The sequence below is a fragment of the Arthrobacter globiformis NBRC 12137 genome (assembly GCF_000238915.1).
In the GTDB taxonomy this organism is placed as follows: domain Bacteria; phylum Actinomycetota; class Actinomycetes; order Actinomycetales; family Micrococcaceae; genus Arthrobacter; species Arthrobacter globiformis.
Window position 1 is genome coordinate 1 of sequence record NZ_BAEG01000014.1, and the last position, 14,925, is coordinate 14,925.

Genomic DNA, 14,925 nt, shown 5'->3' on the forward strand with positions numbered 1-14,925 from the left:
TCCCCGCGTCTGGGGCGCCTCCGCCGAGGCCGGCCTCGCCGCACGCGTTGTGGAAGCAACCCAGCAGCTCGGCTCCGCCGGCAAGACCTTCTAGCCGTGTCCGACGAGTTCCGCAAGAACCTGATGGGCCCCGAGCCCACGCTCCTGCCTGCCGAGACCGAGGTGTACCAGCACCTCGCGCTCGGCGCTGAGGCGCTGGACCTCGTGGAGAAGCACCCGACGTCGTCGCTGTTGTGGGCCGTCCTGGCCGAGGAGGCATGGGCGGAAGGCCGCACCATTGATTCCTACGCCTACGCACGGGTCGGCTACCACCGCGGACTGGACTCGCTCCGCCGCAACGGCTGGCGGGGTGTGGGGCCCATTCCGTGGGAGCACGAGCCCAACCGCGGCTTCCTGCGGGCGCTTTACTCGCTGGGCCGCGCCTCCGCCGCCATCAATGAGGCGGAGGAGCCGGAGCGCATCGAGAAGTTCCTCAACGACTCGGACCCCGGGGCCAAGGCAGCCATCGAGGGCAAGTAAGACAACATCCCCACCGCCTCCCTCGCTTCGCTCCGCTCAGTCAGGGAACCCTCGGCGGCGGCCCCGTATACGACGGCGGGCGCTCACCAAAAGGTGAGCGCCCGCCGTCGCTCAGTCAGGGAACCCTCGGCGGCGGCCCCGTATACGACGGCGGGCACTCACCAAAAGGTGAGCGCCCGCCGTCGTTGGTTGAGCTTGTCGAGACCCCGGAGTGTCTCTGTTAGCTGGACTTCTGCAGGCCGGTGCGGGCCATGGCGTCTGCGTAGGCGAGGTGCATCTCGTCGAGGTACTGCTTCTGCCGCTCGGGGGAGCCGGCGAAGGAACGGCCACTGAGCGAACGGACCTTGTAGGTCTTCAGTCCGCGGCGCCACAGCAGGGGGACTTCGGTCTTGAGCAGCAGGCCGGCGAGGCGGTTGGCCTCGGTGCCGTGGGCTACGATGACCGAGGCGCGGGGCACCAGGGCCAGGACCTTCAGCAGCGGCTTGAGGCCGGCCTGGATCTGGTCGGGGGTGAACTTGCCGTTCGGCTCGCCCGGCGTGTGCCACGGGTGCACGTTCCACGGCATGATGTATTCCGGCCGCAGGCCCAGCTTCCACTGGAGGCCCAGCATGCGGGTGGCGGCATCGTCGTCGCCCGGCATGATGAAGCCGGTGGGCGATGCCGCGCCAATGTTGGAGAAGAGGCTGATGATGCGGCATTCGTCGACGTCGTGAGCGGGGTCGACGTACGGCACCTGGGTGCCCGGCTTGGCGCTCTGCAAGGTATCGCAGAGCTCATTGACAGCGGCAACGTTGGGCTCGTAACGGCGCTTTAGAAGCTGTTCATGGAAGGATTCGGTAGCCAGAGCGGTCATATGGTGCTGTGTCTCCTGCAGGTGGGTCGCGCCGCCGCGCCGCAGGCCGGCACGCCGCAGGCGGGCCGAACGCGGCGTGGAGTGAAATGAGGTGTGGACCGGTTCCTGACCGGTCCTTCCCAGTTTAGCAAGGCGTCCGACCCGCTGGGCCCCGCCCCCGCGTGCCGCCGCGGCGGAGTCGCGCAGGAGGGGGCCCGTAGGACAGCGAGTGAGGGCTAAATCACTTCCAGAGCCGTTTGGTGGCGAGGCGTGCGCCCTCCCCGAGGGCCTCGAGTTTCGCAACGGCGATCTGCGGGTGGACGCGGCCGCCGAGGCCGCAGTCGGTGGAGGCGATCACGCTCTCGCGTCCCACGAGCCTGGCGAAGCGTTCGATCCGGTCCGCCACCAGTTCCGGATGCTCCACCACGTTGGTCGCGTGCGAGACAACACCGGGAATGATGACCTTGCCCTCGGGAAGCCTCGTGCCTTCCCACACGCGCCATTCGTGCTCGTGCCGGACGTTGGCTGCCTCGAACGAGTATCCGCCTGCATTGATTTGCAGGACGGAGCCGATGATGTCGGCAAACGGGATGTCCGTGGTGTGGGGGCCGTGCCAGGATCCCCAGCAGACGTGCAGCCGGATCTTTTCCTCGGGCAGGTCGCGGAGGGCCCAGTTCGTGGCCTCGACCCGGAGCTGGATGAAGTTGAGGTAGTCCTCGAGGCTGGGTTCCGGGTTGATCTGGTCCCAGCTCTCCGCCAGCGACGGGTCATCGAGCTGAACGGTCAGCCCGGCGTCGATGATTGCCTTGTACTCCTCCCTCATGGCATCGGCGCAGGCGTAGACCAGTTCTTCCTCGGTCTTGTAGTAGTCGTTGGCCACCCGTGCGCAGGAACCGGGGGACAGCGACGCGACGAATCCCTCGGTGAGGCCGGCTGCCTGCAGGCCCTTCTTGAGGTTGGTGACGTCCGACGCCACGAGGTCCTGCCCGGTATAGGTCAGCGGGCCGGCAATCTTGGGCTGTGCCACGCTCTTGCGGTGGGCGAGGATCCCGGAGGAGGGGTCGTTGTAGGCGTCATTGAACTTCTGCCGGTCCCGGCGGTCAGGGAACGAGGTCAGGACGATATTGCCCGGCGTGGAACGGTGCACCTCGGCATCGGCCCAGCGGTCCACGGTGGTGGGCTCGAGGCCGCCCAGGCGGGCAAACGAGTAGTTCCACCAGGCGCCGTAGTCCACGCTGTTAGACATCGCGTGCCCGTATTCGCCGTCGTTCGGGATGTCGATGCCCAGGTCCTTTTGGCGCCGGACGATGTCCACCACCGAGGTCTCCAGCAGGTCCAGGAATTCGGGTGTGATGCCGTCGGCTTCCCTGGCTGCGTTGGCGGCGATGAGCTCCGGGGTGCGCGGCAGGGAGCCGGCATGGGTGACGCGGATGTGGTCGGTGTTCAGTGACAAGACAGGGTCTCCTCAGCCGCTCGGGATGGTCCACTCTCACTTAATTGGATGGTTTTTCGGCGGGCAAGCTGAGGCTTATTTGTGTCGCTGTATAACGGCCGGACCCAGGAGCGCCGGGTGCTCCTCAAATCCATCGATTTGACTTTGACCTGCGCAAATGATGAGTTGAAGCCAATCGGATTTTGGGGGAAATACCGATGCTCCCCCCTATGCGCATCCGATTTTTTCACTCGGGACACATCTAAATTTGGGGGAAATAATGGTTGCTTCAACCAGCGCTGAGCCGCGCGCAAAAGCTACGAAAGTCCGGGCCATTCTGGCGGCCGGACTTGTCCTGGGAGTCGGTGCGGCCTTCACGCTCGCTGCCTGGACTGACAATGAATGGGTTTTCGGCCAAAGCGGCAACGGCGGCGGCCCGGGAACGAAGACCTATCACATGCAGCAGAACACCTGGACTGGGACCGGAGGCGCAGCCGCCTGGGGTGATAAGGACGCGGCGCCCGGTGGTGCCCTCACGTTCAGCGTCAACGCGGACAACCTGGTGCCCGGCAGTACCGTCTACGCTCCCATGCAGCTGCGCGCAGCGGCCGGTTCTGAGGCGCTGGTGGCCCGACTGACGCAGGCTGTGCAGTCCACGCCCATCGACTCGGTGACCAACTCCTCGGTTCTCTACTCCGAGCTGAGGTACGAGGCGAAACAGAACGTGGACAAGGCGCTGTGCAACGCCACAGGCTTCGCGGCTGTTGGAACCAGCATCGTTCCTGCAGGATCCCCGCTGGGCACCATTTCCGAACCCGGGGCGGCTAACAACATCGTTCTCCCGGCGGCGGGTGACACAGTGACGGACGGTGCCGCCGTCGATATCTGCTTTGCGCTCACGCTCCCGTCCACTGCCGCAGATACTCTCCAAGGGCTGAAGACAGTTCCGCTCTGGAAATTCACGAGCACCGTCGGCTCGTAGCCACTGGCCATGCCGGAAGTAATGACCGGGCAAGGATCTCCGTCCCGTGCGGCCTCGGTGCCGCGCGGGGCGGTGGTCCCGCCGGTTCTGGTGCGCGTCCTGAAAATCGTCCGTGAAGTTGCCCTGACACTGGTGGCCGTTCTGGGGCTGCTGTGCATTCTTGCCCTGATCCTCGGTTTCGTCTTCAAAGCGTCCTTCGTGGTCTTCCGGACAGGCTCCATGGAGCCCCAATATCCGGTGGGGGCTTTGTCCCTGACAGTCCAAGTCAAGGCGGAAGACCTGGTACCGGGCGACGTCGTGTCCGTAAAGCGTGCGGACTCCAGCGTGCTGATCACCCACCGCGTGGTTGCCGTGACGTCACCTCAACCAGGAGGGGACAGAACATCGCTGATTCTCAAAGGCGATGCGAACAGCTCCCAGGACCCCTTGCCCTACGAAGTTGCCACAGCCCAGAAAGTGCTGGTGACAGTGCCCGTTATCGGCTCATGGCTGATGACGGTGAGGGGTTCGGGGTTCATTGCCGGAGCAACACTTGCCCTGGCCGCGCTGGTGCTCTGGGCGTACTGGCCAAGGCAGTAGTCTCCCGAGCCTGGTTCCTGACGAAGCCGTGCGATCGCCCAAGGAGGTGGACGGAATGCCGTGGTGGAAGATATCTATGATGCGTGGCGGCACCACGTGCGCGGCTGTCCTGTTGGCAATATTCGCTGTCCCAGGTGCTGCCGTCGCCGCCGAAGACCTGGTTCCGGTGCCCGAAACCGGGACGCCGGGATTGTTGTCACTCTCATCCTCCGTTTATCCGTTGACACTGCCCGTCCTTGAGCCGGCCGAGTCCTTCAGCTGGCAGATCGGCTTGAAGGTGACGGAGCCGTTGGCAACGGCCACGCTGCAGGTGTCCGCAGCGGGGGAAATCGCCGCAACCGATAGATACCTCGTCTCGGTGGAGGAATGCGCTGAGCCGTGGCAGGGGACCAGCGGACTGAACGGGAGCTTGGGTTGCCCGTCCGGTTCGATCTCCAGGATCGCACCGACATCACTGGTGGCGCTTCGCCAGGATGTCCAGGTTCCACTGAGCGATCTTCGGGCCGGAACGGAGCCCTATCTTGGGTTCAGCCTTTCCCGTCCCGCCGGGACTGTTGATTCGGGCGGCACTTCACTCACGCTGGGCATCGGGGTAAGCGCCATGGGGGAGGGCACAGGCGGGGCCTCGATTCCGGACCCAGACCCATCGCAGGACCCGGGCCAATCGCAGGGGCCAGACCAGCCGACCGAGCCAGGCCAATCGCCGATGCCAGACCACTCACGGCCGCCCGGCCAGCCGGGGGACGCCACCCGGCCGGTGGCCACCGACACCAACCGCTCAGACACCAGCCAGGAAGCCGCGGGCTGGGGAGACACCGGCCTGGGTGATACCGGCGCAGCACTTCTGCCGGCTCTGTTTGCAGGTGGCGCCCTGGTGCTGCTGGGCACCGCGGTTGTTGTGACGCTCCGTCGGCCACGCACCTCCCCGAAGATCAAGCCATGAGGGCGAGCCTGAAAAGCGTGGCACGGGTCATCGTCGGAACGCCGCGGCACTCGCTGTTGGTTGCCGCGGCTGCGGCCATCTCACTCGCCGCCGGGACCACGATTACCACCGCCGCCTGGACCGACGACGAATGGGTGGGCAGCGCCGTCGGCGTCGGCACTCCCGGCGGCTGCACCACCAACAGCCTGTTCACCACCCAGTCGTGGGCCCGGCAGCTATCCGGCAGCGTTTTGAATACGAGTCTGGACTCCACCGCCGGCGTCGAGGGTCTCACCGTTACTAACAACGGAACCACGGCGTCGCCAGTGCCTGTCACCGCCACCCCGGTGCCCGGCACAGCGGACGCCTTCGTCAGCAAACTGCCCGTCACCGTCCTGGGCGGGACTGTTGTTGAGGCGGCGCTGGGGCTCGGTGTCCCCGTCGGCGGGATCGGCAGCTACACCCAGTGGGCGCAGGCAAGGGGGAGCGGGCAGTCGCGTGGCGCCTCCGGTCTGGTCTCGGACCAGTCGGGCGCAACTGACGTGGGCGGAACCGCAAACGGTGCCGCCACGGCGCCGAAGGCCGCAAGCATTTCGCTCGGGAATATCCTCCCCGGTTCGCTTGCCGGTGCAACGCTCGACGTCGGTGCTGTTGTTTCGTCTGCCGCTCTGGACGGGTGCGTGATGACGAACGGCTGGCCGACTCCGGACGCTACGCCCACCGTGCAGCGCGACTACGGCATCGCCAGCCTGGACTTGAACGCTAAAGTGCCTGCCGTTGAAGCCGTGGCACCGCCCGTGAACGCTGCCCTGAACGGGCTTCCGACCACACTGGATGACCTGGAGAGCAACCTCGTCCAGTCCCTTACCAGCGACGTCGAGAACATCCTCGACAGTCTGGGCGTAGTGACCGCCACGACTACTGCATCACTGAGTGGACTGAACCTTGAGCCGGTTCGAGACATATTGCGGAAACCGCAGTCCGAAGGCGCCGTAACCGTCACTCTGAATACAGGTGAGGTCCGCGTCGATCTGACAAAGCTGCCGGGAGGCGCATCCATCAGCAAGGACCTGCGGCCGAACAGTCCAGTGGTCCTCACCGCGGAGAACATTGCTCAAATGGAGAGCGACGTCGGCCTCCTGATTCGTCGCATCATGACCCAGTTGCGTGCGGCACTGGACGCCGTAACGCTCGAGGCTACCGTGAGGGCGAACGTGCGCGTTCCCCTCACGGGCATAGCCATTGGCAGCGCGGAGATCACGATCAGGGGAACGTTGGGGCAGTTTCGGGCGGGAACCGCGCCGCCCCCGACCACCGCGGCGGTCGGGCTGGATGTCACCGCCTTGCTTTCTTCGCTTACGACCACAGCCGTCGGCACCGTGGCCGATGCGGTAGTGGCACCCACTGATGCCATCGTGTCCAGCTTGCAGGCCACATTGGATCCACTGAAAGTGACCGCCAGGTCTGCCGTCGGATCCGTCCTCGACACGGTCGGTTCGCTCGTGGCCATAAACGTCAACGTCCAGCCCGACCAGCCCTGGCCGGGTACCAAACCCGCGGACGTCACTGCGGCTGCCGGAGAGTACAAGGTCTCGGCGGTGAGAGTGGGGCTGATCGACAACGCCGGGCTTCTCAGCCTGTCCCTTGGAAACTCCTCGGCCGGCCCTGTGGCGCTGCGTGTCCCGTGAGTGTGCCGCGACAAGGGAGAAACCGGTTCAATCCGCTAAACTTGGGTGGTAAGAGCCCCTGAACTCTTGCGTCGCTGTGCTGCCCCGCGGTCCGGCGAAGGCTCGTATGTTCGGGGCATTCTCATGAACGGCGCCGCGGAGGCTTTCCATTTCGGTGGAGAAACCTGGGCGGCCCGAACGAATGGGGGAGGATCCCATGCCAGCAATCGTGATCGTCGGCGCCCAGTGGGGCGACGAAGGAAAAGGTAAGGCCACCGACCTGCTTGGCGGCCGCGTCGACTACGTAGTGAAGCCGAACGGCGGCAACAACGCCGGGCACACCGTCGTCGTAGGCGGTGAGAAGTATGAGCTCAAGCTCCTTCCGGCCGGCATCCTCAGCCCCAACGCCGTCCCCATCATCGGCAACGGCTGCGTCGTCAACCTCGAGGCACTTTTCCAGGAGATCGACGGCCTCGAAGCCCGCGGCGCGGATACCTCCAAGCTGCGTGTTTCCGCCAACGCACACCTCGTCGCGCCGTACCACCAGGTACTGGACAAGGTCACTGAACGCTTCCTCGGCAGCCGTGCCATCGGCACCACCGGCCGGGGCATCGGCCCGGCCTACATGGACAAGGTGGCCCGCCTGGGCATCCGTGTCCAGGACGTCTTCGACGAGTCCATCCTGCGCCAGAAGGTGGAAGGCTCGCTGCGCCAGAAGAACGAGCTCCTGGTCAAGGTCTACAACCGCCGCGACATCGAGGTGGAGGAGATCGTCAGCTACTTCCTCTCCTTCGCGGACCGGCTGCGGCCCCTGGTCGTCGACAGCACGTTCGTCCTGAACAAGGCCCTGGACGAGGGCAAAGTGGTGCTCATGGAGGGTGGGCAGGCCACGTTCCTCGACGTCGACCACGGCACGTATCCGTTCGTCACGTCCTCCAACCCGACAGCCGGCGGCGCCTCGGTGGGCTCCGGCATCGGACCCACCCGCATCTCGCGGTCCATCGGCATCATCAAGGCCTACACCACCCGCGTCGGCGCAGGCCCGTTCCCCACGGAACTCTTCGACGAGATGGGCATGTACCTGCAGAAGACCGGCGGTGAATTCGGCGTCAACACCGGGCGCCCGCGCCGCTGCGGCTGGTACGACGCCGTGCTGGCCCGCCACGCTTCCCGCGTCAACGGCTTCACGGACTACTTCGTCACCAAGCTTGACGTCCTCACCGGCATCGAGCAGATCCCGGTGTGCGTGGCCTACGACGTCGACGGCGTCCGGCACGACGAGATGCCGATGACGCAGACCGAGTTCCACCACGCCAAGCCCATCTTCGAGTACTTCGAAGGCTGGACCGAGGACATCACCGGCGCCCGGACCCTGGAGGACCTCCCGGAGAACGCCCGCAACTACGTGCTGGCCCTCGAGAAGCTGTCCGGCACCCGCTTCTCCGCGATCGGCGTGGGACCGGACCGCGACCAGACCATCGTGGTCAATGACCTGATCAACGACTGACGCCGGAAGCGTCCGGCAACAACAGTTCAGCAAGCAGTTCCCGACGGCGGCGGGTCACCTCACGGTGGCCCGCCGCCATCGTCTTTTAATCCGCTGTTTCTGGGAAGAGCATGCCCGTCTGAAAAAAGTTTCCGGAACCGCGTAACCTCCCAGCCCGTCCCGGCGATTACGTATATGTAAGCGCCGGGACGGCGGTTGTCCCCCATCGGCCGCCGTCCCGGCCTTCAATCAACCAAAGGATTTTTTTCTGATGAAGAGTGTTAGCAAGACCACCAAGATTGCTGTCGCAGCCGCCATCGTCGCTGTCGGAGGTTTCTCCAGCATCGGACTGGCCAACGCCGCCCAGGTGTCCGGCTCGCAGCATGCAGAGGTGACCCCCGCTACGCCCGCCGCCCCGGCCGTTCCTGCCACCGAGGTCCCGGCAGTGCCCGCTGTCCCGGCCACCCCGACGGTTCCGGCCGCCCCCGCCGCCAAGGCCAAGGCTGCCGGCGAAGCTGCGGACGCAGCCGATGCCGCAGTGGAAGCTGACAAGGACAACGCCGCCGCCAACGCCAACGTCTCCGCCGGGGACAAGGCTGCCGGCGCCGACGTAACCGCAGCAATCCCCGCCGTTCCCGCTGTTCCCAATGGCGCCGGCGTTCCCGCTGCCCCGGCCGTTCCCGCCGTTCCTGCCGCCCCGGCTGTGCCGGATGTAACGGACCACGTCGCCAAGCCGGCCGCGCCGTCCGCCGCTGCAGACGCTGACGTCAAGGCTGACGCTGCTGCCGACCTGCCCACCGGCAAGTAGTCCACAGCACGCGAAACAGGGCGTTCCCCGAATAGGGGCGTGAGGTGTGCGGCGGTAGGCTTACTACCGCCGCGCACCTGCAGTAAAGGGAAGGACAGCTCCTTGGCAGCTCAGCTGACCGATGACGAATTGTCAGCAGCCCTTTCTGGCGACCCCTCCGGCTTCAGCGCTGTCTACAGCGTCATTTCCCCCGCCGTCCTGGGCTATTTCCGGGCCCGGGGCGTGGACGACGCCGAAGCCCTCACACAGGACGTCTTCGTGGATGTCCTGCCCAAGCTCAGCAATGTCAGGGGCGGCCACTCCGGGCTGCGGACATTCATCTTCTCGGTGGCGCACGCCCGGCTCGTGGACTACCACCGCCGGTCCGCGAGGACGCCGCATTTCACCGAATTCGATCCGCTCGAGGACCACAGGCGGTCGAGTTCCGCCGAGGATGAGGTCCTGGGTTCGATGGGCGGAATCACATCTGCCCTGGCCACGCTCAATGACGACCAGCGGGAAGTGCTGGTCCTGCGGATCGTTGCGGACCTGTCGGTTGAACAGGTCGCCGGCATCATGGACAAAACCCCCGGGGCCATCAAACAGCTCCAGCGCCGCGGGCTCATCGCCCTGCGCGAACTCGTCAAGGAAAAGGACCACGCAGCATCATGAGTGTCACGCCGGCAGGCCGCGAAGAAGGAGAGATCCAGGCGATCCTCCTGGATTCCGGGCTCGAAGACGACGCCGATCTCCGCAGGTCCCTCGAAGAACTGCGCGGGTTCGCCCATGACTCCGCACCCCAACCCCGGGCTGAACTCGCCGCGCTGCTCGTTCACGGCGCATCCGCTTCAGGCGTACTGGCCCACGGCGAGACCCCTCAAAGCATGCCCATGCGGCGCGCCTCCAACATCGCCAGCCTCGAACTGCACCGCCGCAACCGGCAGCGGCGAATGGGCTTTGTGGTGGGCGCGGCAGTGGTCGGTGCCATGGGCCTGGGCGCCGGTGCTGTCGCTGCAGCTTCCAGCGAGGACTTCCGCAACAGCGTAGGCCATACGGTGGTCCGGATCTTCCAGCCGACCAGCGATACGACGGCGCCGACGCCGATGCCCACATCGCCCGCCGACGTTCCGGCTGCTCCGGCGCCGTCGGGTGCTGCGACCAAACCATCGGTCACCGACACCGCCCCGTCGCCGTAGGCACCGGCGACGCCGGTCCAAACGGATCCGGCCTCCTCCAACGGTTCGTCGAACTCATCCGCTGCGAACGGTTCCTCGGATTCCCGTGGAGCGACGAAGAAGCAGACTCCGCTGCCCGCCGGGCCCGGCCACCTGCCCACGGTCCCCGGATCGGGCATCGCTCCGAAGCTTCCGGCCAAGCCGCTGCCGGCGGTGCCGACGCTTCCTGGCGGCATGCCGACCGTTCCGGCCAAACCGGTCCCCGGCACGCCCTAAAGGCAGCAGCCCGAGTTTTGTATACTTATTGGCCCCAAACGGCCGGGCAAAGGCGCGGTACGTGTACAAAAACTCCTGAGGAGCGGGGCGGGATGCGCCGATTAACCGGGCGGCGAAAAAGTTTTTGAAAAAGTTTTGGAATCGGCGTAACCCTTTCGGGTGTCCCGTCGATTACCCAAGTGAGAGTGTCGGGCTGGAAGTTGTCCCCCATCAAATTCCAGCCCGGCATTTTTCATGCCTTCGGTACGGCAGCTGTACTGTTCGTTCATCACTGCCGCTGTCCCGTTCGGCATCCACATATTCGGAAAAGGCCGCCAAATTACCGCGGGAGTAGAGTTGAGGTATGGCTCACGAGAACGATCCGGCGGTTATTGACCGCCTCATGCGAACGAAGGGCACCTGGGCCATTGTCGGCCTGACCCGGAATGAGTGGCGCTCGGCGTACGACGTCTCGCTGTATGTCCGCGACCGCATGGGCATGGAGATTATCCCCGTAAACCTGCGGGGTGACGACGTGCACGGGGAGAAGGGCTACCGCACCCTCGCCGAGATCCCGGCGGCAAAGCACCCTATCGACGTCGTGGACTGTTTCGTCAATTCGCAGAAGGTGGGGGCCGTCATCGACCAGGCCATCGCCGTCGGCGCCAAGGCGGTGTGGCTGCAGCTGGGCGTGTTCGACGACGCCGCCGTCGAACGGGCAAAGGCCGCCGGGCTGGACGTCGTAGTGAACTCGTGCCCCGCGCGCGAAGGCTGGCGGGTGGGCATTTAGCCTGTCCGGGGCTCCAGGTCAGGGCTCAGTTCGGGGTAGTGGCGTTCGGTGACATCCGGGTGGGCACGCATCCGGCCCTTGAGCATGTTCAGGCCGAACGAGGGGAGCATGGGGTTGGACGGATTGTCCGAGATGCCGCGCGCCTGTGCCTTCAGTTCTGCGGGGAGGGGGACCGGATCGATCACCGCGTCGAGCCGGGGTGACCAGAAGAACGGCACGGAGTAACGGTCCACGCCGGGCGGCGGGGCCTTGACCCGGTGGATGGTGGCGGCAAGGTAGCCCTCGGTGGCCACTTCCAGCATTTCACCGAGGTTCACCACCAGCGCTTCAGGGATGGGCTCCACGGGGACCCACGCACTGGCGCCCGGCGGCAGCACTTCGAGCCCGCCCACCTCATCCTGGAGGAGGAGGGTCACAAATCCGTAGTCCGCGTGGGAGCCCACTCCCTGGTCGCCCGCCGCTTCAACCACTCCGCCGACGTAATGGACCAGCTTGCCCATCCATGCCGGAGTGTCCCTGAACGGTTCCTCGAAATAGGTCTCCGGCTGCTCGAGGGACACAGCGATGGCCCGCATGAGCTCCGCGCCCACCTTGGACATGAGCGCAGCCCAGGCCATGGCCGCCTCCTTCAGCTCCGGCATCGACTCATCCGGCCACAGGTTATGGCCCTGGAGGAGCCAGTACGGCTGCTCGGGCGGATAGTCCTTCACCGGCTCCCGGTCGGGTGAGTAGTCGATCTGCTCGCGCGCATCCGCCCTCCCCTGTGTGACCTCCGTGCCCATCCGCGTGTAGCCGCGGAAATGCGGTGACAGCCGGTTGTCGAGTTTCATGCGTTCTTCGAGGGGCAGGTCGAAAAAGCGCCTGATCGTCGTAAGCAGCCCCTTCGCCTGGCCGGGGGCGCCGCCGTAGCCGATGACCTGGAAGAAGCCGACGCGGTGCGTGGCGTCGCGGAGCTCTTCAATGAACTCCGGGTTGAACGAACCGTCGGCCCGGCGTGCGGAGCCGAGATCCAGTACAGGTATGGTCTCCCGGGCAGCTGCCATGTTCGCAGACTAGCACCGCCCGGAAAGGGTTTGTAGGCTCGCAGCATGGACCCAGCCGACCTGAGAAAAATCTGCCTGTCGTTTCCGGGCACTTTCGAAGACTTCCCCTTCGGTCCCGAAACGTCGGTGTTCAAGGTCAGGGCCGCCGTGTCCGGCGGGGCCAAGCAGGAAGCCAAAATGTTCGCGGCGTCCGCCATGGATCCTGACGACTGGTCGGTAAGCCTCAAATGCGAGCCTGCCCTGGCCGAACAGCTCCGGGCCGTGCACCCGGAGATCACCGGCGCGTGGCACATGAACAAGACGCACTGGAACGGCGTCCGCCTGGACGGGAACCTGCCCGACGACATGGTGCGGGACATGGTGGAGGACTCCTACGACCTCGTGGTTGCATCGCTGAGCCGGAAACAGCGGGAGCAGCTTGGCTGGGCCAGAGAGGTGGGCAATGAGTGAGAAGCGCCTGGCGAGGGGTGTCCTCAACTATCCGGAGGTCGGTGCCACCGAGCACGGCCGGTCTCCGGCGGGGTACCGCCGCGTGGCTTCCCGCACCTATCTCGGCGAGGGGGCGGATGTCTACTTCCGGGTGGCCCAGGGGATCCTCGCCTGGGAACTGCAGCGGCGGTCCGGACTGCGGGTCCGGACCGCCTCCGGCGTCGTCGTTCCCGGCGCACGCGTGGTGAGCGGATTCGGCGTCGGGCCATTCCGTCTCAAAGTTCCCTGCGAGGTCGTGTGGGTGCACCGCCCTGTTCCGGGCGGCGGACCGCAGTCCGCCGGCTTCGGCTACGGCTCCCTGCCGGGCCATCCGGTGCGCGGCGAGGAGTCGTTCGAGGCCGAGATCGATGCCCAGGGCCGGGTCTACCTCAGCATCACAGCATTCAGCCGGCCGTCCAACTGGTTCTACGCCGCAGGCGGCGCGCTGGCCCGCCGTGCGCAGCGCCTCATGACTTCCCGATACATTGAAGGTGCACGCCAACTCGCCGCAGGTGAAAGCTGATCAGGAGAGGTACATGCTGGACCAAAAGAGCCTTGACCTTTTGTGGAACTTCGAGGATGCGAAGCTGTCCGAGCAGCGCTTCCGGGACGCGCTCGCCGACCCCCGGTACGATGCCGACGAACGCGCCGAACTCGCCACGCAGCTGGGGCGGGCCATCGGGCTCCAGGGCCGCTTCGAAGAGGCTGACGCGCTGCTCGACGCGATTGACGGGGACGAGCCGACGGTAGGTGTCCGGATCCTGCTGGAGCGCGGGCGGGTCCTGAACTCAAGCGGGCACGCGGCCATGGCGGTGCCCCTGTTTGAGCAGGCGGCCGAGCTCGGCGACCATCTTGGCGAGGAGTTCCTTGCGGTGGACGCGCTCCACATGCTGGCCATAGCCGACTCCGCCCACGCGGAGCTTTGGACCCGCAGTGCGCTGGAGTACGCCTCCACCGTCCACGACGAGCGCACAAAGCGCTGGATGGTGGCCCTGCACAACAACCTGGGCTGGACCCTGCACGGCGCGGGCCGGCTCACCGAAGCGCTCGTGGAGTTCCAGCTGGCCGAGCAGTGGGCCGAGCGCGTCGGAACCCCGGCCCAGCAGAAGTACGCCCGCGAGGCCATTGAAGAGTGCGAGCAGGCGCTGGCGTCCGAACAGGACGCAAAAACCCAACGAAAGGCATAGCCCCGTGATATTCATCGTCGTCAAGTTCAAAGTCAGGCCGGACTGGTCGGAGAAGTGGCTCGGACTGGTGGCCGACTTCACCGAGGCCACCCGCCAGGAGCCGGGCAACCTATGGTTCGACTGGTCCCGCAGCGTGGACGACCCCAACGAGTTCGTCCTGGTCGAAGCGTTCAAGGACGATGCCGCCGGCGACCACGTCAACAGCGCCCACTTCAAGAAGGCCATGGCGGACATGCCGCAGGCCCTCGCCGAGACCCCCCGCATCATCAGCCGCCAGCTCGACGGCGAAGGCTGGGACACGATGGGCGAACTCAGCATCTGAACCCCCATCGGCTGCTCCGTAGCCGCCCTTTTGGGCGCCCCAAACGGCCGTGGGCCCACGCCGGCAGGGTTCCCTGGCCGAGCTTGCGAGGCGAGGGAACCGGCGGGGAGCACTCGATAGCATTGACGGCATGTGGATCGGCTGGATTGAGTTCGACATCCTTCTCGGCGACGTGCACAGCCTCAAGGAGAAGCGGTCCGTGGTGCGGCCGCTCCTGGCTGAGCTGAAACGGCGGTATGAGGTCTCCGTGGCCGAGGTGGGGGACCACGAGCAGTACCGCCGCACAAGGATCGGTGCCGGTCTGGTCGCCGCGGACCGCGCGCACCTCGTGGAGGTGCTCACCGCCGTCGAACGCTTCGTGGCCTTCCGCCCTGAACTGGAGCTGCTGAGCGCCCGGCAGCGGGAGATCCACAGCGAGGACTAAACCCATCGATTGCTCCGTAAGTGCCCTTTTGAACCCTGAAAACGGCGGTTACGGA

18 protein-coding genes are annotated in these 14,925 nt (G+C 65.8%); 15 read left to right on the top strand and 3 right to left on the bottom strand.

Translation table 11 applies throughout. From position 1 onward, the window contains the following. Window positions 1-96 precede the first annotated feature (96 nt). Window positions 97-519 (top strand): DUF3151 domain-containing protein, encoded by a 423-nt coding sequence (locus ARGLB_RS02140; protein WP_003798389.1) that lies wholly within the window; start codon window positions 97-99, stop codon window positions 517-519. A gap of 220 nt (window positions 520-739) precedes the next feature. Here ARGLB_RS02140 and ARGLB_RS02145 read toward each other — a convergent pair whose 3' ends face one another. Both ARGLB_RS02145 and ARGLB_RS02150 read right to left on the bottom strand, forming a co-directional pair. Next, on the bottom strand, window positions 740-1,372 hold the full coding sequence (locus tag ARGLB_RS02145; RefSeq protein WP_003798391.1) for a uracil-DNA glycosylase family protein: 633 nt from the start codon (window positions 1,370-1,372) through the stop codon (window positions 740-742). Between the two features lie 220 nt (window positions 1,373-1,592). Next, a complete protein-coding gene (locus ARGLB_RS02150) occupies window positions 1,593-2,804 on the bottom strand; it encodes a cobalamin-independent methionine synthase II family protein (protein ID WP_003798393.1) in 1,212 nt (403 codons plus the stop codon). Window positions 2,805-3,063: 259 nt separating this feature from the next. On the opposite strand from ARGLB_RS02150, the gene ARGLB_RS02155 reads away from it, so the two are divergent. The 9 genes from ARGLB_RS02155 to ARGLB_RS02195 all read left to right on the top strand — a co-directional run bounded on the left by ARGLB_RS02155 (window position 3,064) and on the right by ARGLB_RS02195 (window position 11,426). Then, window positions 3,064-3,765 carry a SipW-dependent-type signal peptide-containing protein gene (locus ARGLB_RS02155; RefSeq protein WP_003798396.1) on the top strand — a complete coding sequence of 234 codons (702 nt, stop codon included), beginning with the start codon at window positions 3,064-3,066 and terminating at the stop codon, window positions 3,763-3,765. A 9-nt stretch (window positions 3,766-3,774) separates the two neighbouring features. Next, window positions 3,775-4,344 (top strand): signal peptidase I, encoded by a 570-nt coding sequence (locus ARGLB_RS02160; protein ID WP_245531456.1) that lies wholly within the window; start codon window positions 3,775-3,777, stop codon window positions 4,342-4,344. A gap of 112 nt (window positions 4,345-4,456) precedes the next feature. Next, window positions 4,457-5,287, top strand: coding sequence for a hypothetical protein (locus ARGLB_RS02165; protein WP_139023225.1), 831 nt, complete (start codon window positions 4,457-4,459; stop codon window positions 5,285-5,287). Continuing rightward, window positions 5,284-6,954, top strand: coding sequence for a choice-of-anchor G family protein (locus ARGLB_RS02170; RefSeq protein WP_003798403.1), 1,671 nt, complete (start codon window positions 5,284-5,286; stop codon window positions 6,952-6,954). The genes ARGLB_RS02165 and ARGLB_RS02170 overlap by 4 nt, the downstream gene beginning before the upstream one ends. A gap of 196 nt (window positions 6,955-7,150) precedes the next feature. Further along, the gene (locus ARGLB_RS02175) at window positions 7,151-8,440 is read left to right on the top strand and encodes an adenylosuccinate synthase (RefSeq protein WP_003798405.1); all 1,290 of its coding nucleotides are present in this window, start codon (window positions 7,151-7,153) and stop codon (window positions 8,438-8,440) included. 250 nt (window positions 8,441-8,690) lie between these two features. Beyond that, the gene (locus tag ARGLB_RS02180; protein ID WP_003798407.1) at window positions 8,691-9,227 is read left to right on the top strand and encodes a hypothetical protein; all 537 of its coding nucleotides are present in this window, start codon (window positions 8,691-8,693) and stop codon (window positions 9,225-9,227) included. A 102-nt stretch (window positions 9,228-9,329) separates the two neighbouring features. Next, on the top strand, window positions 9,330-9,878 hold the full coding sequence (locus ARGLB_RS02185) for an RNA polymerase sigma factor (RefSeq protein ID WP_003798409.1): 549 nt from the start codon (window positions 9,330-9,332) through the stop codon (window positions 9,876-9,878). Further along, window positions 9,875-10,402, top strand: a complete 528-nt coding sequence (locus ARGLB_RS02190) for a hypothetical protein (RefSeq protein ID WP_003798411.1) — start codon at window positions 9,875-9,877, stop codon at window positions 10,400-10,402. The genes ARGLB_RS02185 and ARGLB_RS02190 overlap by 4 nt, the downstream gene beginning before the upstream one ends. 598 nt (window positions 10,403-11,000) lie before the next feature. Then, complete coding sequence (locus ARGLB_RS02195) at window positions 11,001-11,426, top strand: CoA-binding protein (RefSeq protein ID WP_003798413.1); 426 nt, start codon at window positions 11,001-11,003, stop codon at window positions 11,424-11,426. Here the strand turns inward: ARGLB_RS02195 and ARGLB_RS02200 are convergent. Beyond that, window positions 11,423-12,469: an isopenicillin N synthase family dioxygenase gene (locus ARGLB_RS02200; protein WP_003798414.1), complete on the bottom strand. Its 1,047-nt coding sequence runs from the start codon at window positions 12,467-12,469 to the stop codon at window positions 11,423-11,425. The two genes, ARGLB_RS02195 and ARGLB_RS02200, sit on opposite strands and share 4 nt — an antisense overlap. Before the next feature lie 45 nt (window positions 12,470-12,514). Here ARGLB_RS02200 and ARGLB_RS02205 point away from each other — a divergent pair, with 45 nt between their 5' ends. The 5 genes from ARGLB_RS02205 to ARGLB_RS02225 all read left to right on the top strand — a co-directional run bounded on the left by ARGLB_RS02205 (window position 12,515) and on the right by ARGLB_RS02225 (window position 14,870). Next, entirely contained in the window at window positions 12,515-12,919 is a 405-nt protein-coding gene (locus ARGLB_RS02205; RefSeq protein ID WP_003798416.1) for an MmcQ/YjbR family DNA-binding protein, read from the top strand. After that, window positions 12,912-13,460 (top strand): DUF1990 domain-containing protein, encoded by a 549-nt coding sequence (locus ARGLB_RS02210; protein ID WP_003798418.1) that lies wholly within the window; start codon window positions 12,912-12,914, stop codon window positions 13,458-13,460. The genes ARGLB_RS02205 and ARGLB_RS02210 overlap by 8 nt, the downstream gene beginning before the upstream one ends. A 13-nt stretch (window positions 13,461-13,473) precedes the next feature. Then, window positions 13,474-14,124 (top strand): tetratricopeptide repeat protein, encoded by a 651-nt coding sequence (locus ARGLB_RS02215; RefSeq protein ID WP_003798421.1) that lies wholly within the window; start codon window positions 13,474-13,476, stop codon window positions 14,122-14,124. Window positions 14,125-14,128: 4 nt separating this feature from the next. Continuing rightward, on the top strand, window positions 14,129-14,446 hold the full coding sequence (locus ARGLB_RS02220) for a putative quinol monooxygenase (protein WP_003798423.1): 318 nt from the start codon (window positions 14,129-14,131) through the stop codon (window positions 14,444-14,446). A gap of 130 nt (window positions 14,447-14,576) precedes the next feature. Continuing rightward, window positions 14,577-14,870: a DUF503 domain-containing protein gene (locus ARGLB_RS02225; protein ID WP_003798425.1), complete on the top strand. Its 294-nt coding sequence runs from the start codon at window positions 14,577-14,579 to the stop codon at window positions 14,868-14,870. Window positions 14,871-14,925 lie beyond the last annotated feature (55 nt).